This window comes from Plantibacter flavus (assembly GCF_900177615.1).
GTDB classification, from domain to species: Bacteria; Actinomycetota; Actinomycetes; order Actinomycetales; family Microbacteriaceae; genus Plantibacter; species Plantibacter flavus.
On the sequence record NZ_FXAP01000006.1, the window covers coordinates 115,130 to 134,040 of the forward strand.

Sequence of the window (18,911 nt, forward strand, 5' to 3'; positions counted from 1 at the left end):
CGGTCCTCGGCGGATCGACGTCACCCCACGTCGTATCGCGCCAGTGCATCCGCGTCCTGGGCGATCCGCGATGCCCGACGGGCGGCGTCGAGCGCCTCGACCGGATCGTCGACCGCTGCCGCCTCCGCGAGCGCGAGCTGCCGCTGTGCCTCGGCGAGGCGGGTCCTCGCATCGGCACCCACGCTCCCTCGGTGCGCGGCGATGACGTCGACGGCGACGCGAATGTTGCTGTCCGCGGTGAACAGTGCCCCGCGCAGCGCCTCGCGAGCGTTGTCGAGGCGCTGCTGCGCGCTCCGGGCGGTCGCGAGGGCGGCGTCGAGATCGATGTCGGCGGCGCGAACCGCCTCCAGGCGTCGCACCGGATCGGGCAGGACGCGGTCGCCGTCCGTGGACGTGGTCGACTCCGCTTCGAGGAGCGCGCGGTTCGCCCGCTCGACGGCAGCCGCGATGACGGCGGCCGTCTCCGCGCGCTCGACCTCCGCGCGGAGGGCTTCCGCTTCGGCGATCACCGTGCGGAGCTCCCGCCCTGCTGCGGCGAGTTCGGTCTCGGCAGCAGTGATGCCCGCGAGCGAACGCTCGACGGCGTCCAGCCGGTCCTCCGCCTGCTGCAGCTCGCGCCCCAGGGCGTGCAGTGCCGCGGCGGCCGGCCGGCCGGTGTCGATCCGATCCTTCGTCTGCGCGGCATCGTCCGTCGCCTGGTCGACCGTGTCCTGCGCGGCTCGGCGGAGCACCCGGGCGTCCTCGACGGCGCTCACCGCATAGCGATCGGCGGCCGAGGCGATCGCGAGGCCGGTGGTGGTGAGCCGTTCGCGCGCGCGGTCGATGCGTCGCTCGAGCTGGTCGAGGAGGTCGGGGGCCGAACGCTCCGCTCCGCGGCGTTCGTCGAAGCCGCGCAGTCGGGCGCTCAGGGTGCGCTCGACGTCCTCGCAGACGCTGATGATCCGCTCGTTCCAGGCACGACGCTGTGCCTCCGTGTCGGCGATCTCGTCCTCGAGCGACTGGCGGAGCCGGAACGCCTCCCCGAGCGCCGAGCGTGCCGAGGCGACGTCGGCCGCATACCCCCGGGCGGCTTCGCGCCCGAACTCCGCTTCGGCGAATCCGACCTCGTCCTCGGCCTCGCGGACCGCGTCGTCGGTGCGGACGAGGGCGATACCCGCACGGCGGTGGAGGTCGTCGATGGAGGCGACAGGGGTCTTCGGATTGCGCCGACGCAGCAGGGTGACGAGCAACCAGACGATGATGCCGACGCCCCCGAACACGATCAGCGAGGGGAGCCACCACAGATCGTCCATGGGCTCCAGTCTACGAACGCGGAACGGGGATCGGCTGGGAAGGACGTGGCGTCGGGCGTCGGTCGTCGACGGCGTTTGCGCTTGTCGAGCTTCCTCCGGATCGCGCTCGGCACGTCGGTCCGCGGGGCTACCCTGAACCCATGACCCGCCAGCAGCGCCTCGTGCTCACGATCGCGATCCTCTCCTCGTTCGTGGCGTTCCTCGACGGCTCGGTCGTGAACGTCGCGCTCCCCGCGATGACGAAGGAACTCGGCGGCGGCCTCATCGTGCAGCAGTGGGTGGTCGACGCCTACCTGATCACCCTCGGCTCGCTCATCCTGCTCGCGGGCTCGCTCTCCGACGCGTTCGGGCGCATCCGCATCCTCCGCATCGGGCTCATCGGCTTCGGCGTCACCTCGATCCTGTGCGCCGTCGCGCCGACCGCCGAGGTCCTCATCATCGCGCGGCTGCTCCAGGGCGGCGCGGCTGCGCTGCTCGTGCCGAGCTCGCTCGCCATCATCATCTCGACGTTCAGCGGCGTCACGCAGGGCAAGGCGATCGGCACCTGGACGGCATGGACGGGGGCCGCGGGCATCACCGGCCCGCTGCTCGGCGGCGTGCTCGTCGACACGCTGTCCTGGCGCCTCATCTTCGCGATCAACATCATCCCGATCCTCGTCACCCTGTGGCTCATGATGCGCACCGATCGCGTACCCGAGCCCGGACACCGCCCGCGTATCGACGTCATCGGTGCGGTGCTCGGCGCAGTCGGGCTCGGTGGTCCCGTCTTCGCGCTCATCGAGCAGGAGCGCTACAGCTGGTCGAGCCCGATGCTGCTCGTGCCGCTCATCGGCGGTGTCGTGTCCTTCGTCGCCTTCCTCTGGTGGGAGCGCCGCCACCCCGATCCGATGCTGCCGCTGTCGCTCTTCCGCGTGCGCAACTTCGGCTACGGCAACATCGCGACCGTCTTCATCTACGGTGCCCTCTCGCTCGGCTTCTTCGCCATCGCGGTCTTCATCCAGCAGACGGCGGGCTTCAGCGCCACGCTGGCGGGCATCGCGACGCTGCCGCCGACGCTCGTCATGCTCGCGTTGTCGTCGTGGTTCGGCAAGCTGGCCGGCAAGCACGGACCGCGGCTGTTCATGACGGTCGGGCCGATCATCGCCGGCGTCGGCTTCCTGCTGATGATGGGTGCGCAGCAGGATCTGAACTACTGGGTGCAGCTGTTCCCGGGCATCCTGCTCGTCGGGCTCGGCCTCGCGATCACGGTCGCACCGCTCACCGCGGGCATCCTCGGATCGATCGACCCGGCCCATGCGGGCATCGGGTCGGCGGTCAACAACGCGGTGTCGCGCGTGGCCGGCCTCGTGTCGATCGCGTTGGTCGGCATCATCGCCGGTGGTGCGCTCGGCGTCGACGGGTTCCCACGGGTGGTCCTGGCGACCGCCGTGTTCATGTTCGTGGGCGGTGTGGTGTCGTTCGTCGGCATCCGGAATCCGCGGACCGCGACCGCCTCGGAGACGACGACCTCGTCGCCGGTCTGACGACCTCGCCGGGCGGCGAGCCCTCGGTCAGAGCGGGTCGACACCCGTGACGGCGGGCGCGGTGGTGGCCGCTCCGATCACCGCATGGAGCATCTCGCGGAGCTGGGTGAGATGCTCGGTGTCCATGCGGAGCTCGTTCATGACCCGGTGCGGGATGGCCTCCGCCTGGGTGCGGAGCTCACGGCCGGCGGTGGTGAGCGAGACGTCGAGGACGCGCTCGTCGAGTCGGCTGCGGTCGCGTCGGACGAGCCCGGCGGTCTCGAGGCGCTTGAGGAGTGGGGACAACGTCGCCGGCTCGAGCTGCAGTGCTCCACCGAGGTCTTTGACCGAGCGCGGGCTGTGCTGCCAGAGCGCGAGCATCACGAGGTACTGCGGATGGGTGAGACCGAGCGGTTCGAGGATCGGTCGATAGAGCGAGATGACGCTGCGCGACGCGACGGCGAGCGCGAAGCAGACCTGGTTCTCGAGCTGGAGCAGGTCGTCGGCCGTGGCGACGGTGGTGGATTCGTTGGCGGTCACGGTCCCATCGTACCCAAATGATTAGTACACTCATCAATATGAGCGAGAAACGATCCTTCCGGGAGTCCGTGCGCGAGGCCGGTGGTCTGTACGGCTGGGTGAACGGCCGCATGTGGAAGGTGCTCGGTCCGCCGCCGCTCGGTCCGTACAATGAGGAGCCGTTGCCTCCGGCCGCGCAATCGGGGTGTCCGATCTGCGGCCACGCCATGTCGGAGCACATCGTCGACCGCACGACCGGCCCGCGCACGCAGCTGCACTGCCCGAAGGCGCCGGCCGCCTGACGGTGAGTCGCCCGGAACTGCACGGTTTCTGCTCGGATTTGTGCGGTTCCGGGCGACTCAGCGGGGCTGTCGCGTGACGCCCGCCCGGAGTAGCGTCAGCGCATGGAGCATCCGATCGTGCACGAACCCGACGATCCGTTCGTCGAACGCGTCAGGCGGATCTGCCTCGCCTATCCGGAGGCCGTCGAGACGTTCGGCCACGGACGCCCGCGGTTCAAGGCGGGCAAGCGGGTGTTCGTGACCGTCGGGTCGGAGATGCGCATTCCGCACAGCATCACGTTCACGCCCGCCGAGGAGGAACGCGGCGCCTGGCTCGAGGACGAGCGGTTCTGGTCGCCGAAGTACGACGGCCCGTCGGGCAAGCTCGCGTTCGACGCCGGTCTCGACGGCGACGACAGACGCACGCTCGACGACGTCGACTGGGCGCTCATCGCCGAACTGATCGACACCTCGTACCGGCAGGTCGCCCTGCAGCGGCAGTTACGCGCGCTCGACGCGCGCTGACCGGGGACAGACCTGGCCGCGGCGGCATCCCGACGGGGTCGTGTCAGACTGACGAGCGGGGGAGCGTCATCGAGACGCATCGGAAGTGGGGAGCCATGAGCGACGGGGGCGCAGCCGGGACATCACCTGAGCGCGATGACGCCGAGGCCAGCGCCGCCGGATCCGGCATCGCGACCTCGACCGTGGCGACCTCGCCGGACCCCGACCACGCATCCGCGGATCCCCAGCGTCCTGCCCGCCGATCGCCCCGAGTGGCGTTCCTGATCGCATATCTCACCCGCTCCCTCGACCTCTCCGTCTCGGCCGTCCTCATCATCGCCATCGGGGGCGTCGTCACGACGCTGTTCGACATCGTCGGTACCGCCATGCGCGTCGATCAATCGACCGGGTCGTACGGCCCGGACGCACCGATCGTGCTCGGTGGACCGTCGGAGGCGGAGCTCTGGTACCAGACGGTCGGCTCGCTCGGCGGGTGGATCCTCGTCGCCGTCGGCGTCATGCTCGTGATCGTCCAACCGGTGATGGAGGTCGTCCGTCGGAGGACCCCCTCGCGTGGGCTCGCCTACTTGAGCGGCCTGACGGCGGTCATGGTCGCCGGGATCGGCTTCGGTGTCCTTGTGGTCTTCGGGATACCGCCCGTGGGGTTGATCGCCAGCGGAGCCGCTGGTGGGCTGGTGGGCAATCTCGGATCAGCACTCGCGATACTCGTCTTCGGACTCGTCGTTTACGGCGCCCCCGTGCTGATCGTCGCCGCGCTCATCATGCTCCTCTCCTTCGTCATCGGCCGGCGATCGGTGCGTGTCGTCACTGCGGTGCTCGCCGGTCTCGTCGTCGTCGCGGTCATCGTGGCGTCGACCGGTGCGTTCCGCCCGCCGCCCGCGCGCGAGGTTGCCGCGGCGCAACGGTCCGAAGCCGAGGACGGATTCACTCGGGCGCTCGCCGACATCGACGGGATCGCCGACATCGAGGTCGTCGGTCACGGCGCGACGGTGACGATGTCGCTCGATGCCGGCGTCGGGCAGGTGCTCGGCGCGGCCGATGCGGCGAAGCGTGCCGGAGAGGAGCTCGAGGGCATCGCTATCGTCGTCATCCAGCGCGAGCCGGACCCGACGTCGGCCGCTCAGCAACAGGACCCACCGCGTGGCCCGTGGCGGGTGCAGCTCGTGCCGAGCGATCAGAGCATCGACGAGATCGCCGATGAACTGCAGCGGCTGATGCTGACGGAGCGGCTGGACGTGTCGATCGCCGTCACGGAGGGGGCGCCGCTCATCACCGTCTTCTCCATGGACGCTCTTCCCGCGGCGGTCCGGGAACTCCGCGAGATCTACCCGGACGGGGCGCATTACCGTGTGCCGGAACGCTTCTCCATGGCGGACGACCCGGCCGAGCTGAGCGTGCCGATGGTCGACGCCATCCTCGCCGTCGTCGAGGCCTACCCCGACGTCGAGATCGAGGTCAACGCCCAACCGAAGCTCTACGTGAACGACGTGACCCCGGAGGGGGCCGCAGCGATCGTCGCGATCCTGCAGGATCCGGCGCTCGCCGGAACGAGTCCGTCGGGCTACCCCGCCGACTACCAGATCCACACCTCCGGTCCCGAGGGCGACGTGTACCTCGAGGGCACCTTCGGTTGAGCCCCTGCCGGTAGCGTGAGGGGATGACCGCCGCTCAGCCCTCCCGCCTCCAGTTCGGTGCCTTCGTGATGAACACGGGCTCCCACATGCAGCACGGCCTCTGGCGCCACCCGGACGCGAAGCAGCACACCTTCGACGACGTGAACCTCTGGGTCGACCTCGCGAAGACGCTCGAGCGGGGCCGGTTCGACACGATCTTCTTCGCGGACGTCGTGGGGGTCTACGGCGGTGCGGGGGCGTCGTTCGACGTGAACGCGCGCGAGGGCATGCAGCTGCCGAGCAACGACCCGTCGATGCTGCTGTCGGCACTCGCGATCAGCACCGAGCACCTCGGCCTCGCGTTCACCTCGTCGATCCTGCAGGAGCACCCGTTCACCTTCGCGCGGAAGATCTCGACGATCGACCACGCGTCCGGTGGGCGGGTCGGCTGGAACATCGTCACGAGCTTCCTCGAGAACGCGGCGCGCAACTACGGGCTCGACCGCCTCGTCGAACACGACGAGCGGTACGCGTGGGCCGAGGAGTACGTGGCGGTCGTCGGCAAGCTCTGGGAGGGGTCGTGGGACGACGGCGCACTCCTCGCCGACAAGGCCAGCGGCGTCTTCGCCGACCCTGCCAAGGTGCATCGCATCGACCACGTCGGCGAACGGTACCGCGTGGAGGGCCCGCACCTCTCGTCGCCGTCGCCGCAGCGTTCACCGCTCCTGTTCCAGGCAGGGTCGTCCGGCGCGGGGAAGGCGTTCGCCGCCGACTACGCCGAGGTGCAGTTCATGATGGCGCCCAGCATTGAAGCCGCGCGGGCGTCCGCGGAGTCGACGCGCGCGCTCGTCGCCGAGACCGGCCGAGACCCGCGCGACGTCAAGTTCTGGCAGGCGATGTCGTTCATCGTCGGCAGCACCGAGGAGGAGGCGAAGCGCATCGAAGCCGAGTACGACGAACTCCTGTCCGCCGACGCGTTCCTCGCGCACTCGAACCTCGGCACCGACCAGGCGACCGGGAAGCCGATCGACCCGGACACTCCGCTCAAGGACGTCCAGACCCAGGGCGGGCACAGCATGCTCGATGCGCTGAAGGCCCTCTCGCCGGACCGCGAGCCGACCGTGCGCGACCTCGCGAAGCTCACCGCGAAGCTGCGTGGCCGCGTCGTCGGCACGCCGGAGCAGATCGCCGACCATCTGGCCGAGTGGCGCGCGGCCGGGATCGACGGGATCAACGTCGCCAACTGGATGATCCCGCACTCCTACGAGGTCTTCGTCGACGAGGTCATGCCGGTCCTGCAGGAGCGCGGGCTCGCCCAGCGCGAGTACGCGCCGGGCACGCTCCGCGAGAAGCTCTTCGGTGCGGAGCCCACCCTCCCGGAGACGCACCCGCTGCGCGCCTACCGCGGCGCCTTCGCCGGCCGCTGACGCTCCGCTCGGCAGCAGGACATCCGCCCGAGAACCGGACGTTTCGACGCGGAATGTCCTGCTCTCGTGCGGATGTCCTGCTCTCGTGCCGCGGCGGGCTACTGCGGCTTCGCCGTGCCGACGGCCCAGACGAAGGGCGGCGGGGTGCCGTTGATGGACCAGTCGCCGACGATGCGCGTCTTGTAGATCACGGGGTTGTGCGACGCGACCGTGCGGGCGTTGCGCCAGTGCCGGTCGAGCGCGCTCGTGCGGCTGACGGCCGAGGCGCCCAAGGTGTTGAAGAGCAGCGTCGCGGCGCGCGGCACCAGTTCAGAGAGCACCACCTGCGCCTGGGCTGAACGGATCTCGGCCTCGATGTTCGCCTGCAGGTCGTCCGCGGAATCGCGGTCGGCGGCGGTCTCCGATGCCCGCTCGATCGCCGCGGCGACCCCGAGGACGGTCTGCTTCGCGACGAACGCGATCGACGAGATCTCGCCGACGACCGCCTGGATCTGCCCGTCGTCCTTCACGAGCGGCGCGAGACCGTGCGTGTAGACGCGGGTGCGCGCACGGATCTGCTCCCCGGCGTCGCGCTCGACCGCCGCCGCGATCCCCGCGTGCACGGCGATGAGCACGTGCTGATAGAGCGCGGTCTGGTAGCGGAACCGGTCGGTGAAGGGGTGCAGCTGATCGGCGTCGACGACGGCGTCCTCGAAGACGATCGTCCCCGTGCCGGTGAGCTGCTGGCCGAAGCCGTCCCAGTCGTCGGCGATCGTCACGCCCAGCTGGTTCGTGCGGACGAGCACGGTGACCTCGGTGTCGGGTTGGCCCTCGACGACGAGGCGCGCGGTGGCGTCCGTCCAGTCGGCGTAGATGCTGCCCGTCGTGTAGAACTTGCGGCCGTTCACGACGTAGCGGCCGGCGCGCTCGGTGACGACCGTTCCGGAGACGCCGAGTGCGCCCGAGCCGACCTCGCTCCAGGCGTTGCCGACGATCTCACCGGCGACGAACCGCTCGAGCCAGGCGGTGCGTCGGTCGCTCGGGGCGGCGACCAGCTGGTCCTCGACGAGGGCGATGTGGCCGCGGAAGATCTGCGGGAGGTTCGAGTCCGCCGCCGCGAGCTCGATCAGGAGCTCGGTGAACTCCGGGAAGGTGAGTCCCGAACCCCCGAACTCGGTGGGGACCCGGAGCGCGCCGAAGCCGGCGGCGGCGAGCTTCCGCACCTCCTCGCGCGGGAGCCGGTGCTCGAGTTCGCGCTCCACGGCGCCGGCCTGGATCTCGGCGAACAGCGGCAGGAGCAGCTCGCGGGCGGCCGAGAAGCCGACCGGGCGGGCGGTGGTGGAGGGTGCGGAGGTCATCTGGTTCCGTTCCGGAGGCGGCGGTGGGCTGGTCAGTCGGTGGGCCCTGCGACAAGCTCAGGGACCGGTGGAAGGTGCTCGGGGACCGGTGGAGGTGCTCGGGGACCTGTGGAGGTGCTCGGGGACCGATGGAGGTGCTCGTGGACCGATGGCTGGTTCGGTCACTGAGCTGGGGCCCGGTCCCTGAGCCTGTCGAAGGGCGGGAGTGGCCCGGGATGCCGGCCCCTGAGCCTGTCGAAGGGCGGGAGTGGCCCGGGATGCCGGTCCCTGAGCCTGTCGAAGGGCGGGAGTGGCGCGAAGGCCTAGGTGTAGAGCGAGATCGGCTGCAGCTCGCCGTTCAGGTGGTTCGCGCCCACCTCGAGCTTCTTGTAGTCGACCGGGTCGTGGAGGGAGTGCGTGCGCACGTTCCGCCAGAACAGGTCGAGCCCCACGGAGGCCTTCGCCGAGCTGGACCCGGTGACCTCGAAGATGCGGTTCGCGACCTCGATGCCGAGCTCTGTGGAGACGATCTTGAGCTTCGCGATCTCGATGGCGATAGCGCCGCGGTCCTCCGCGGTCACCGCCGCTCCCCGCTCGATGATGCGGTCGAAGCGGGCGTTCGTGCGGTCGGCGAGCGCCTCGACGGCGGCGATCGACGACACGAACTCGCCGACGACGCGCTGCACGAACGGGTCGTCGCGGTAGGTCTCGGCGTGGCTGAGGAACCAGGCGTTCTTCCGCGCCCGGACGAGCTCCGTGCCCTGCGCGAGCGCGCCCTCCGCGATGCCGAGGTAGAGGTTGCCGAAGGCGAGCTGGATGCCGGGCGTCACGAGGGAGGAGAACGGTTCGTCGTCGACGGTGCCGAGGATGTCCGCCTGTTCGACGAGGACGTCCTCGAACCGCACGGAACCCGACGCGGAGAGTCGCTGGCCGAGCGCGTCCCAGTCGCCGAGGTAGGCGATGCCGGCGCGGTCGTGGTCGAGGACGAACTGGAAGATCGTGCCGTCGTGGTCGCCACCGCGGACGACCGCGTTGACGAGGATGACGTCGCCGGCCGAGGCGCCCGTCGAGAACCGCTTGAGTCCGTTGAGGCGGAACGCGTCGCCGTCCTGGGTGAGCGAGAGGTCGGGGTCCGTCGGGTTCACGGAGTCGCCCCAGATCCACCGGCCCTCCACGGTCTTGCGGTGCCACTCGGCCTGCGTGGCCGGGTCGGCGGTGAAGCCGATGTTGCCCGCGTTGATGTAGTGGTAGGCGAGCAGCTGGCCGATGGAGGCGTCGACGCGCGACAGGATGCGGACGACCCGGAAGGCGCTCTCCCAGTGCCCGCCGCCGCCACCGAACTCGGCGGGGTCAAGCAGGTTGACGAGGCCCGATTCGCGGAGGAGGTCGAGCTCGGTGGTGGGGTCGAGGTTCGCGCGGTCGCGTTCGAGGACGTCGACCGCGAGCTTGGTGGCGACCTCGGAGGCGACGGCGTCCCAGTGCGCGAGCTCGGCGTCGTCGGCGGTGCCGGACCAGTGGGTGCGCCCTTCGGGGACCGGCTGCCCGGTCACTGAGCCTGTCGAAGTGATGATCGTGTCGAGGCTCATGCGGAAGCTCCTTCGGTGGCGTAGGCGTTGGTCTCGTAGGCGTTGTCGGTGTCGAAGAGGGAGGGCGCGGTGTCGTCGGCGGCGGACGGCTGCCCGACGTAGGCGCCGCGGTACCGGTGGGCCGGGTGCCACTCGGGCACGACGGGGGAGCCGGTGCCGTTCAAGCGGCCTCGGAGGGTCCCCTCCGGGTATTCGTCCCAGACCCGGCCACGGCGGCGCAGCTCGGGTACGAGCAGGTCGACGACGGCCTCGAAGGTGCCGGGCGTGATGACGTAGGCGAGGTTGAAGCCGTCGGTCCCGGCGACGTCGATCCAGCGCTCGATCTCGTCGGCGACCGTCGCGGCACTGCCGACGAACACGGGCCCGATACCGCCGATGCCGATGTAGTGGGCGATGTCGCGCGGCGTCCACTCGCGGTCCGGGTCGGCGAGGGTGAAGATCGCGAGCGCCGAGCGGGCGGCGTCGGTGTCGACGTACTTGAGCGGCTTGTCGGGGTCGAAGGAGGAGAGGTCGAGGCCCGACCAGCCGCCGTAGAGGGTGAGGGCGCCGTCGAGCGAGATGTGCTGCTGGTATTCCTCGTACTTGGCCTGCGCCTCCTCGTCGGTCTCGGCGACGATCGCGGTCGCGAGGGTGAGGATCTTCACGCTGTCGCGCGGGCGTCCGAGGGCCTCGGCGCGGTCGCGGATGTCGTCGGTCGTCTTGCGGGTCAGCTCCGGGACGAGGCCGTTGATGAACACCGCTTCGCCGTGGGTGGCGGCGAACTGGCGACCGCGGGCCGAGGCGCCGGCCTGGAAGATGACGGGGGTGCGCTGCGGCGACGGTTCCGAGAGGTGGATGCCGGGCACCTGGAAGTGCTCACCCCGGTGGTTGATGGGGTGCACCTTCGTGGGGTCGGTGTAGACGCCGTTCTCCCGGTCGATGATGACGGCGTCGTCCTCCCAGGAGCCCTCCCACAGTTTGTAGGTGACGTCGAGGAACTCCTCACCGATCCCGTACCGGTCGTCGTGCTTGATCTGGGTGGTGAGGCCGAGGTTGCGGGCGGCGGAGTCGAGGTAGGAGGTGACGACGTTCCAGCCGACCCGACCCTTCGTGAAGTGGTCGAGCGTGGAGAAGCGGCGCGCGAGCGCGTACGGCAGCTCGTAGGTGGACGCGACGGTGACGCCGAAGCCGAGGTGCTCGGTCGCCTTCGCCATGGCCGACACCTGGATGATCGGATCGCCGACGGGCAGCTGCGCCGAGTCGATGAGCGCGGGCGCGGAGGAGTGGCGGTAGACGTCGTAGATGCCGACGACGTCCGCGATGAACAGGGCGTCGAAGGTGCCGCGCTCGAGGAGCTTGGCGAGGTCGATCCAGTAGTCGATGTCGTTGTAGCGGTGCGCCTGATTGTCAGGGTGCTTCCACAGGCCGGGCGCCTGATGGGTCACGCAGCTCATGTCGAACGCGTTGAGGATGATGCGCTTGCTCACAGGGATACCACCGGGTCGTCTCGTCGAGGCTGGGTCCGACGGCGATCACGGCGCCGTCCAGCACGACGGTACTCGGGGGCTCGGATGCTCGCGAGGGGCCCGAAACAGAGCGTCACATGGGCCGCGACGGGCCGCTTCCTCCCGGCTGCTTCTCAGCATTACTTTACCTTACGTAAGCTAAAGTAACTCTCATGAGACCGAGTGCACGGAACGAGATCCTCGATGCCGCCGTCCGCGTCGTCGACGCCTCCGGAGAGGCGAACATCACCTACGAGGCGGTGGCGCAGGAGGTCGGTCTGACGAAGGCCGGCCTGCGCTACCACTTCCCCTCGCGTGACGCGATGATGATCGCGGTGATCGAGCACGTCGTCGCCCGCTGGCAGCGCGAGCTCGTCGAGGAGCTGGGGGCGCCACTCGAGACGTCGACGCTCGAGGAGCGTGTGCGGGCCTTCGTCGCCTTCGCGGGGGAGGGCGGGGCGAGCCAGGGCGAGTTCGTCGTCTTCGCCGAGGCGGTCAGGCGTCCCGAACTCGCCGCTCCCTGGCTCGAGTACCTCCGCACCTGGTTCGGGTTCGGCGAGGACACCGATTCGACCTCCCTCCTGCTCGTCTGGTTGGCGGCGAACGGCCTCTGGATCGCCGAGGCGACCGGCATCCTCGACGTCGGCCGCGACCAGCGCGCCGACCTCGTCTCACGGCTCCTGACACTCGCGGGCGGTGGTTCCCGATGAAGAAGTGGCTGATCCTCTCCGCCGCCATCCTGTTGGAGGTCACGGCGACCCTCTCGCTCCGTGGCGCCATCGAGAACCCCTGGTGGTCGATCCTCGCAGTGGCCGGATACGCGGGCGCGTTCGTCGCCCTGTCGCTCCTGCTCCGCATGGGAGTGCCGATCGGGGTGGTCTACGGCATCTGGGCTGCGGCCGGCGTCGCGCTCACCGCGGTGCTCGCGTCGCTCGTGTTCGGCGAGCAGTTCACGTTCACGATCGGGCTCGGCATCGCGATCGTGATCGCCGGCGTCGTGCTCGTGGAGACGGGCCACGCCCCGGAGTCGCCGAAGCCCGCCGCGACGAACGGGGAGGTCGGCGCATGACCTGGTTGCTCCTGGCCGGTGCCATCGTCACCGAGGTCGCCGCGACGCTCTCCCTGCGCGCCTCGGAAGGCCTGCGGAAGAAGCGGTGGATCGCTCCCGTCGCCGTGTTCTACGTGACCGCGTTCGGATTGCTGACCATCGCGCTCGCGAACGGCATGCCCGTCGGGATCGCCTACGGGATCTGGGCCGCCTGCGGGGTCGCGCTCACGGCCATCGGAGCGCGCGTGCTGTTCAAGGAGAAGCTGACGCCGAAGATGATCGTCGGCATCGGCCTCATCGCGGTCGGTGTGCTCGTCATCGAGCTCGGTTCCCAGGCGCACTGACCCGCGCAGATCGTCGCCCCATACCCACCCTCCGCCCGAAAGGAACCGCGTGTTCACCATCGCTCCCGCCTCGCCCGCCGACCTCGAGGAGGCCGCGGCCGTGCTCGCGACCGCCTTCCGACAGGACACGGTCACCGCGACGCTCGTCTCCGGTTCCGACCGTGAGCGCCGGCTCGCCCTCCTCTTCGAAGCGATGCTGTGCTCGGGTGCGACATCGAGTGGCCGCGTCGACCTCGCTCGCCGGGACGCCGACGGGGTCGTCCTCGGAGTCGCCGTCTGGGAGACGCCGGACGCCCGCCACTCCGTGCTCGACCAGGTGCGGCAGCTGCCGAGGTTCACCCGTGCGCTGGGACTGCGCGGACTTCCGCGAGCCATGCGCCTGCAGCGGACTCTCGCGCTGCACCGCCCGGTCGAACCGCACTGGTACCTCGCACAGATCGGCGTCGGCGACGGCGCTCGCGGGGCCGGTGTCGGGGGTGCGCTCCTCGAGTCACGCCTGCGCGCCATCGACGCCGACGGCGTCCCCGTGTACCTGGAGTCGTCGAACGAGCGCAACCGCGCGCTGTATCGGCGAAGCGGATTCCGGAGTATCGCTTCGATCACGGGGATCCCTGGTGTGACGCCGGCTGCGATGTGGCGGGACGCCGCGCGGTCCGCTCCGGTGTCGACCGTCTCGGCGTCGACGGACAGGCGTGGATCGGCGGCCGTTGACGCGGGACTCCCGTCACCGGCCTGACCGTTGCTTGACGGGGTGGGGACCGGTACCCATTGAACGGATGTCGGGTCTGCGGCATCCTCGTCCTGAGCGATACCGCTCGTGACCGACAGCCTTGGGGGGCTCCTGTGGACAGCAACGTGCTCGCAATCATCGCCATTCTCGTCCTGCTCGCCATCGTCGGGCTGGGGGTGTTGAAGGGACTCGGCCGCCGGAAGCTGCGCGAGACCGCGACCGAACGTCGCGCCACCAAGGTGCCGGAGATGCTGCAGGAGTTCGGGCGCTCGGTCGTCCTCGGCACGGACCCCGCCGGTGCGACCGCGCTCATCGAGGGGCTGCCGAAGCGCAAGGCCAAGTCGTTGCGGCCCGGCGTGTGGGGCATCGACTACGTCGCCAAAGACGACGTCACGATCGAGGTCCAGTCGACGGGCGCAGGTTCCGAGGTGGTGGTGACGTCGCTCACCGAGTACCTCGGCTTCCCGCAGGGCCTCGACGGCTGGCAGCGCTTCGCCACGCAGCTGGAGGAGGCCGCGAAGGCGCAGGGCGTCCCGGTGCAGCGTGGTGCTCGGGCGTTCCAGTACCTGCCGGCACCCGCGAACACCCTCGATAAGGCGCGCTGGGTGCTCGCCAAGGTCGTCGCTCGATGAGTCACCTCCCCTGAATCGCGGCGGCGCTCATTCACCCCTCCGCAGGAGCGGTGGAGGCACCAGCACCGTCGTGGCCGCGACCGATACCATCGGGCAATGCCCATTGCGAGGTTCGACACCGTCCTGATCAATGGCAGCGTGGGCACCGGGAAGACCTCCGCTGCCGAGGCAGTCGGTGAGGCGTTGCAGCGATGCGGCGTTTCAGGCGCGGTCATCGACGTCGACTGGTTGCGCCGGTCCTGGCCTGCACGGGAGGGCGACCCGTTCCGGACCGCTCTCGCTCTCGAGAATCTGCAGGCGATCACCGCGAACTTCCGGCGCGCCGGCGCAGCGGTCGTCGTCGTCGCCACGGTGATGGAGACGCCCGACCAGCTGCAACGCACCACCGTCGCCCTCGGCTCCCCGAGGCCGCTGCACGTGCGCCTGACCCTGGATCCGGACGTCGCGCGCTCAAGGTTGGCCGGACGCCACGGTGACGACGAGGCGGCGCTCAGCTGGCACACGCGGCGTCACCCCGAACTGGCGGGCGTCCTCGAGCGGGCCGGATTCACCGACGACATGCGCATCGACACGACTCACAAACGGCCCAGGGAGGTCGCTCGAGAGATCCTCTCGGCAATCATCGCCGGTCCCTGAGCTTGTCGAAGGGCTGGGAGCCCTCGTCTGGTAACTGAGCCTCCCTCCGGTCCCTGAGCCTCCCTCCGGTCCCTGAGCTTGTCGAAGGGCCCGCCGATCGCCCGCTCGCCTACAGGTTCCCGAGATAGGCCAGGCGCTCGCCGCCGAGCTCGATCGCCAGCGCCCGCTGCCGCTTCACCCGTCGCCATCGCACGATGAAGAGCACCGTCCCGACGGCCGTGAGGACGAGGCTGATGCCGAGCATGATCGGTCCGGTCGCGCCCAGCTCCTCCGGGTCGACGGACAGGAGGGCGCCCGCGAGAATCCCGACGCCACCGACGCAGGTGCCGAAGTACGCTCCGGCCGCGAACAGGCGCGACGCGGGGATCGGGCCGAGGAAGTGCTGCAAGAGCACCGGCGGAAGTCCGCGGCGGCGTTGTTCCGGGCCGCGCCGATCGAGCCAGTCGAGGGAGAAGCGCTGAGCGATGTGGATCTCGCGTGCCCGCGCGATGCCGCCGACGATCCACGCGACGAACGCGAGCAGCGCCGAGCCGACCACGGCGACGGCGACGAGCGCGTTCGCATCGGACGGCAGGAGGCGGTCGATGACGCCTTCGGCGATGGCTGCGCCGAAGATCGCGAGCAGGCCGACGCCGGCGAGCCCGATGAGGATCCGGTCGCAGACCTTCCGGAGGGTGCGTGCGCCCACCGTCTCCGGGATCGGTTGCAGGTGGACGACCTCGTCGTCGTCCGCGAGCCAGGAGCCGACCCTCGTCCGATCCTGTGGCGGAATCCACGACGGCAACTCGCGTCCGTCGTCCGGGCCGACGCGCTCCGCATCCCGATTGCCGAGCGCCCCATTCCGGTCACCGAGCTTGTCGAGGTGCACCCGGTCGACGATCTGCTCGGCGGCCAGCCGGGCCGGGTCGTCCGGTCGACGGAACCGGTCGTCGTCTGTGTCGTCGTCGACCGCCGTCGCCTCGTCCTCGTCCGCGACGACCGACCCGTACTGCGGCGCAGGCGGCACCAGGGGAGTCGGGTTCGGGGCATCAGGCGCCGCCGGAGCGATGTCCTGATGCGCACGCACAACGTCCTCCACTGCGCCCTGTGCGGCCCGCATCGCTTCGTCCCGGATGCTCCGGCCGAGCGGCCCTGCGGCCTGGACCACCGCTTCGAGCAGTTTCACGTCGCCGGTGGACTCCGCAACGGCGATGCAGTCGGCGATGAACCCGCGTCGACCGATCATCACGTCCGAGCCCTTCCCAGCGAGTGAGCGGGAGATGCGTTCCCGGCCGACGTCGAGTGGATCCTGGCCGGTGTCGTCGGGAATGCCGCTGCCGGCGATGAGCGCGACGAGCGGCACGAGGTCGGAGGTGGGGAGGCTGCGGAGCCAACCACCGTTCACGATGATGCGCGCGCGTGCGCCGGTGTCGGTCGTGAGCCGCAGGCTGAGGGCCGGAGTCGTGGCGGCGGGATTGCGGGTGAGGAGTTCGCCGCTCACGATCGAGCGCAGCGGGATCGTCTCGCCCCGGAGGAGCGCGGTGCCGCGGACGGTGTCGACACCGACCGGGCGGAAGGCGGCCCGGAGGTAGGACAAGCAGATGCCGGCGGTGATGATGAAGCACAACGGAATGGTGATGATCGGGATGAGCGCGACGTCGAAGACGGAATCGATGATGCTCCCGAGGCCCCACCCGACGATGGCGGCGAGGATGCCCGACAGGATGACGATGAGGACGAGGTTCGCCCGGGCGGGAGGGCGGCCGATCATGGTGAATCCGTCGTTCGTCGGTCCTGGTGCTGCGCTCACGTCGTCCTCTCGGCAGGTGGTCGCATCGACTGTTCCATGTCGGCGCCCGTCGTGTCGATGGGGAGCCCTCCCATGGTCCCCGAGCCGCACCCGCCCCTGGAGCGACCATCCCGTTCCCTGCGCGACTTTCTCCGTTCCCTGAGCCACCTCCTCCGTTCCCTGAGTCACCTCCTCCGGTCCCTGAGCCACCTCCTCCGGTCCCTGAGCCTGTCGAAGGGCGGCACCTTCCCCGGTCCCTGGGCTTGTCGAAGGGCGATTCGCGTCTTCGGCTTCCGTGTTGTAGGCTCTACTTCGGCCTGCCGAGCCGAAGTTCTCTTCTCTCAGCAAGCAATGCGCCCGTAGCTCAACGGATAGAGCATCTGACTACGGATCAGAAGGTTGGGGGTTCGAATCCCTTCGGGCGCACGTTTTGAAAGCGGTCCACTTCGGTGGGCCGCTTTTTTCGTGCCGCCTGACAGCAGGATATCTGCACGAGAACCGGATGGAATCGCGGGAAATCTCCGGTTCTCGGGCGTTTGTCCTGCTCTCGCGCGGTTGCCATACGCCGCTACGCCCGGCAGCTGTCCAGCGTGCCCGTGAGCGTCTGGCGGTCGGCGTCGTCGACCGTGAGGTCGTACGCCATCAGCACGAGGACGAACCTGGCCGCGTACTCGCAGTGCGAGGCGGCCGAGGGCGGCATCCAACCGCCGGGGCCGGAGTCGGACTTCGACGAGTTCGTGGCGCCGTCGACGGCCTGCAGGTTGATCGGGTCGTTCGCGAACTGCTCGCGCTGCTGCTCCGTCCACGTGTTCCCGCCGTGGCGCCAACCCCACGCGAGCGGGACGACGTGGTCGATCTGCACGAGCTGACTCGACCGCTCGCCGCGCTGGAAGTCGATCGTCGACCCCGTGTAGAGGTCGTGCAGCACTCCGGTGAGGACGACGCAGTCGCGGGTCCCCGGCTTGAAGGTGACGTCGACGAGATCGCGCGCCAGCACATCGTTGCGGGTGTCGCAGCCGTTGCGGTCGATGTCCGCCCAACGCTGACCGAAACGGTCCCGGTCGTAGCCGGTGGCGACCTGGGTGGCGGTGTCGACGTCGGCCAGCGCGTCTTCGACGGCGGTGGCGGAGACGACCAACTGCCCGGACGCGTCCACGACAGCGAAGCCGGCGGCCTCGAGCGATGCCCGTGCGCTCGGGCTGACCGCCGCGGGCGTCGGTGCGACGGATGTCGGCGTCGATGATCCTGGTCCGCCGAACACGGTCCCGCCGTCGAACTGCGTTGCGACGAGCACCACGACGGCTGCAAGGAGCGCGACGAGCAACGCCAAGGGAGTCTTCTTCATGCTGGGTGCTCTCCTCGGGTCTGCTCCACCAGCGTAGAGGTGGGCGCCGACACGAAGTCACCGGACGTCAGCCCCGGTAGACGTCGCTCCGATGGCCGAGCGTGATGACGACCACGAGGAGCACACCGTCATCGATCGTGTACACGATCCGATACCTGCCCACCCTGACTCGGAAGCCGGGGCGCCCCTGCAACGCCGTGGCGCTCGGCGGGCGTGGGTTCTCCCCGAGCAGAGCGATCGCGGCCCGGATGCGTCGCTGGTCCTGATGGTCGATCCTGCGGAGCGCCTTGATCGCGGCCGGCCGCAGCTCGATGTCGTATCGACTCATTCCCAGCCGAGGTCGGCCTTCGCCTGCGCCCACGGGATGCTGTCGCCCTCCTCGGCCATCGCCGCGTCGAAGGCACGGGCGTCCTCGGCGTCTTCGAGCGCTTCCATCATCCGGTCGTACTGTTCGGGACTGATGATGACGGCCTCTGCGCGCCCGCGACGCTCCACGAACACGGCTTCGGTGTGGGATCGCGCGATGAGCTCGGAGAACTTCGCGCGAGCTTCGGTGACGTTGATCCGGGACATGTCGCAAGTGTACGTTTTGGGCCTCCGTCTGTACATGTGGGGGATGACCGCGGCATCGGCCGACGGTCTCAGGGAAGCCTGGACAAGGTGTGCCGACGACCGAGCGCGCGCTCCACGGGGGTGCCCTTCGACAGGCTCAGGGACCGGCGGAGGTGCGCTCAGGGACCGGCGGAGGTGCGCTCAGGGACCGGCGGAGGTGCGCTCAGGGGACCGGCGGAGGTGCGCTCAGGGACCGGCGGAGGTGCGCTCAGGGACCGGCGGAGGTGCGCTCAGGGACCGGCGGAGGTGCG

General features: G+C 69.8%; 20 protein-coding genes and 1 tRNA gene. 12 read left to right on the forward strand and 9 right to left on the reverse strand.

The annotated features are described in order from the left end of the window. Positions 1 to 20: 20 nt before the first annotated feature. On the reverse strand, positions 21 to 1,292 hold the full coding sequence (locus B9Y95_RS17150; protein WP_085513729.1) for a coiled-coil domain-containing protein: 1,272 nt from the start codon (positions 1,290 to 1,292) through the stop codon (positions 21 to 23). A 140-nt stretch (positions 1,293 to 1,432) separates the two neighbouring features. On the opposite strand from B9Y95_RS17150, the gene B9Y95_RS17155 reads away from it, so the two are divergent. Further along, on the forward strand, positions 1,433 to 2,815 hold the full coding sequence (locus B9Y95_RS17155; RefSeq protein WP_085513731.1) for an MFS transporter: 1,383 nt from the start codon (positions 1,433 to 1,435) through the stop codon (positions 2,813 to 2,815). A 27-nt stretch (positions 2,816 to 2,842) separates the two neighbouring features. Here the strand turns inward: B9Y95_RS17155 and B9Y95_RS17160 are convergent, their stop codons facing one another. Next, positions 2,843 to 3,334: a MarR family winged helix-turn-helix transcriptional regulator gene (locus B9Y95_RS17160; RefSeq protein WP_085513733.1), complete on the reverse strand. Its 492-nt coding sequence runs from the start codon at positions 3,332 to 3,334 to the stop codon at positions 2,843 to 2,845. A 38-nt stretch (positions 3,335 to 3,372) separates the two neighbouring features. Here B9Y95_RS17160 and B9Y95_RS17165 point away from each other — a divergent pair, with 38 nt between their 5' ends. The 4 genes from B9Y95_RS17165 (at position 3,373) to B9Y95_RS17180 (ending at position 7,159) form a co-directional block, all read left to right on the forward strand. After that, positions 3,373 to 3,615 (forward strand): hypothetical protein, encoded by a 243-nt coding sequence (locus B9Y95_RS17165; RefSeq protein ID WP_064296841.1) that lies wholly within the window; start codon positions 3,373 to 3,375, stop codon positions 3,613 to 3,615. 102 nt (positions 3,616 to 3,717) lie between these two features. Then, on the forward strand, positions 3,718 to 4,119 hold the full coding sequence (locus B9Y95_RS17170) for an MmcQ/YjbR family DNA-binding protein (protein WP_085513736.1): 402 nt from the start codon (positions 3,718 to 3,720) through the stop codon (positions 4,117 to 4,119). A 95-nt stretch (positions 4,120 to 4,214) separates the two neighbouring features. Then, positions 4,215 to 5,753, forward strand: a complete 1,539-nt coding sequence (locus B9Y95_RS17175; RefSeq protein ID WP_085513738.1) for an ABC-2 transporter permease — start codon at positions 4,215 to 4,217, stop codon at positions 5,751 to 5,753. Positions 5,754 to 5,776: 23 nt separating this feature from the next. Further along, the gene (locus B9Y95_RS17180) at positions 5,777 to 7,159 is read left to right on the forward strand and encodes an LLM class flavin-dependent oxidoreductase (RefSeq protein WP_085513740.1); all 1,383 of its coding nucleotides are present in this window, start codon (positions 5,777 to 5,779) and stop codon (positions 7,157 to 7,159) included. A 98-nt stretch (positions 7,160 to 7,257) separates the two neighbouring features. Here B9Y95_RS17180 and B9Y95_RS17185 read toward each other — a convergent pair whose 3' ends face one another. From B9Y95_RS17185 to B9Y95_RS17195, 3 genes are all read right to left on the reverse strand, one after another. Next, the gene (locus B9Y95_RS17185) at positions 7,258 to 8,496 is read right to left on the reverse strand and encodes an acyl-CoA dehydrogenase family protein (RefSeq protein ID WP_085513742.1); all 1,239 of its coding nucleotides are present in this window, start codon (positions 8,494 to 8,496) and stop codon (positions 7,258 to 7,260) included. Between the two features lie 302 nt (positions 8,497 to 8,798). Further along, positions 8,799 to 10,061, reverse strand: coding sequence for an acyl-CoA dehydrogenase family protein (locus B9Y95_RS17190; RefSeq protein ID WP_085513744.1), 1,263 nt, complete (start codon positions 10,059 to 10,061; stop codon positions 8,799 to 8,801). Next, the gene (locus B9Y95_RS17195; RefSeq protein ID WP_085513746.1) at positions 10,058 to 11,527 is read right to left on the reverse strand and encodes an LLM class flavin-dependent oxidoreductase; all 1,470 of its coding nucleotides are present in this window, start codon (positions 11,525 to 11,527) and stop codon (positions 10,058 to 10,060) included. Before B9Y95_RS17195 ends, B9Y95_RS17190 begins: the two co-directional genes overlap by 4 nt. 191 nt (positions 11,528 to 11,718) lie before the next feature. Here B9Y95_RS17195 and B9Y95_RS17200 point away from each other — a divergent pair, with 191 nt between their 5' ends. The 6 genes from B9Y95_RS17200 (at position 11,719) to B9Y95_RS17225 (ending at position 14,935) form a co-directional block, all read left to right on the forward strand. Continuing rightward, positions 11,719 to 12,255 carry a TetR/AcrR family transcriptional regulator gene (locus B9Y95_RS17200; RefSeq protein ID WP_085513748.1) on the forward strand — a complete coding sequence of 179 codons (537 nt, stop codon included), beginning with the start codon at positions 11,719 to 11,721 and terminating at the stop codon, positions 12,253 to 12,255. Further along, positions 12,252 to 12,614: a DMT family transporter gene (locus tag B9Y95_RS17205; protein ID WP_085513750.1), complete on the forward strand. Its 363-nt coding sequence runs from the start codon at positions 12,252 to 12,254 to the stop codon at positions 12,612 to 12,614. The genes B9Y95_RS17200 and B9Y95_RS17205 overlap by 4 nt, the downstream gene beginning before the upstream one ends. After that, positions 12,611 to 12,937 (forward strand): DMT family transporter, encoded by a 327-nt coding sequence (locus B9Y95_RS17210; protein ID WP_071260538.1) that lies wholly within the window; start codon positions 12,611 to 12,613, stop codon positions 12,935 to 12,937. The genes B9Y95_RS17205 and B9Y95_RS17210 overlap by 4 nt, the downstream gene beginning before the upstream one ends. Before the next feature lie 49 nt (positions 12,938 to 12,986). Continuing rightward, positions 12,987 to 13,673, forward strand: coding sequence for a GNAT family N-acetyltransferase (locus B9Y95_RS17215; RefSeq protein ID WP_085513752.1), 687 nt, complete (start codon positions 12,987 to 12,989; stop codon positions 13,671 to 13,673). Between the two features lie 119 nt (positions 13,674 to 13,792). Next, complete coding sequence (locus B9Y95_RS17220) at positions 13,793 to 14,299, forward strand: hypothetical protein (protein ID WP_143736554.1); 507 nt, start codon at positions 13,793 to 13,795, stop codon at positions 14,297 to 14,299. Positions 14,300 to 14,395: 96 nt separating this feature from the next. Further along, on the forward strand, positions 14,396 to 14,935 hold the full coding sequence (locus B9Y95_RS17225; protein ID WP_085513755.1) for an AAA family ATPase: 540 nt from the start codon (positions 14,396 to 14,398) through the stop codon (positions 14,933 to 14,935). A 109-nt stretch (positions 14,936 to 15,044) separates the two neighbouring features. Here the strand turns inward: B9Y95_RS17225 and B9Y95_RS17230 are convergent, their stop codons facing one another. Continuing rightward, positions 15,045 to 16,724: a hypothetical protein gene (locus tag B9Y95_RS17230; protein ID WP_085513757.1), complete on the reverse strand. Its 1,680-nt coding sequence runs from the start codon at positions 16,722 to 16,724 to the stop codon at positions 15,045 to 15,047. Between the two features lie 332 nt (positions 16,725 to 17,056). Here B9Y95_RS17230 and B9Y95_RS17235 point away from each other — a divergent pair. After that, a tRNA-Arg gene (locus tag B9Y95_RS17235) sits at positions 17,057 to 17,129 on the forward strand. A gap of 142 nt (positions 17,130 to 17,271) precedes the next feature. Here B9Y95_RS17235 and B9Y95_RS17240 read toward each other — a convergent pair. From B9Y95_RS17240 to B9Y95_RS17250, 3 genes are all read right to left on the reverse strand, one after another. Continuing rightward, positions 17,272 to 18,048, reverse strand: coding sequence for an HNH endonuclease family protein (locus tag B9Y95_RS17240; protein WP_085513759.1), 777 nt, complete (start codon positions 18,046 to 18,048; stop codon positions 17,272 to 17,274). A gap of 67 nt (positions 18,049 to 18,115) precedes the next feature. Next, positions 18,116 to 18,376, reverse strand: coding sequence for a type II toxin-antitoxin system RelE family toxin (locus B9Y95_RS17245; RefSeq protein ID WP_085513761.1), 261 nt, complete (start codon positions 18,374 to 18,376; stop codon positions 18,116 to 18,118). Then, complete coding sequence (locus B9Y95_RS17250) at positions 18,373 to 18,621, reverse strand: type II toxin-antitoxin system Phd/YefM family antitoxin (RefSeq protein WP_064296825.1); 249 nt, start codon at positions 18,619 to 18,621, stop codon at positions 18,373 to 18,375. The genes B9Y95_RS17245 and B9Y95_RS17250 overlap by 4 nt, the downstream gene beginning before the upstream one ends. Between the last annotated feature and the right edge of the window lie 290 nt (positions 18,622 to 18,911).

Coding starts and splice junctions, on each gene's coding strand:
- B9Y95_RS17150 (WP_085513729.1), bottom strand. CDS start 1,292: ATGGACGATCTGTGGTGGCTCCCCTCGCTGATCGTGTTCGGGGGCGTC.
- B9Y95_RS17155 (WP_085513731.1), top strand. CDS start 1,433: ATGACCCGCCAGCAGCGCCTCGTGCTCACGATCGCGATCCTCTCCTCG.
- B9Y95_RS17165 (WP_064296841.1), top strand. CDS start 3,373: ATGAGCGAGAAACGATCCTTCCGGGAGTCCGTGCGCGAGGCCGGTGGT.
- B9Y95_RS17170 (WP_085513736.1), top strand. CDS start 3,718: ATGGAGCATCCGATCGTGCACGAACCCGACGATCCGTTCGTCGAACGC.
- B9Y95_RS17175 (WP_085513738.1), top strand. CDS start 4,215: ATGAGCGACGGGGGCGCAGCCGGGACATCACCTGAGCGCGATGACGCC.
- B9Y95_RS17180 (WP_085513740.1), top strand. CDS start 5,777: ATGACCGCCGCTCAGCCCTCCCGCCTCCAGTTCGGTGCCTTCGTGATG.
- B9Y95_RS17185 (WP_085513742.1), bottom strand. CDS start 8,496: ATGACCTCCGCACCCTCCACCACCGCCCGCCCGGTCGGCTTCTCGGCC.
- B9Y95_RS17190 (WP_085513744.1), bottom strand. CDS start 10,061: ATGAGCCTCGACACGATCATCACTTCGACAGGCTCAGTGACCGGGCAG.
- B9Y95_RS17200 (WP_085513748.1), top strand. CDS start 11,719: ATGAGACCGAGTGCACGGAACGAGATCCTCGATGCCGCCGTCCGCGTC.
- B9Y95_RS17205 (WP_085513750.1), top strand. CDS start 12,252: ATGAAGAAGTGGCTGATCCTCTCCGCCGCCATCCTGTTGGAGGTCACG.
- B9Y95_RS17210 (WP_071260538.1), top strand. CDS start 12,611: ATGACCTGGTTGCTCCTGGCCGGTGCCATCGTCACCGAGGTCGCCGCG.
- B9Y95_RS17225 (WP_085513755.1), top strand. CDS start 14,396: ATGCCCATTGCGAGGTTCGACACCGTCCTGATCAATGGCAGCGTGGGC.
- B9Y95_RS17240 (WP_085513759.1), bottom strand. CDS start 18,048: ATGAAGAAGACTCCCTTGGCGTTGCTCGTCGCGCTCCTTGCAGCCGTC.
- B9Y95_RS17245 (WP_085513761.1), bottom strand. CDS start 18,376: ATGAGTCGATACGACATCGAGCTGCGGCCGGCCGCGATCAAGGCGCTC.
- B9Y95_RS17250 (WP_064296825.1), bottom strand. CDS start 18,621: ATGTCCCGGATCAACGTCACCGAAGCTCGCGCGAAGTTCTCCGAGCTC.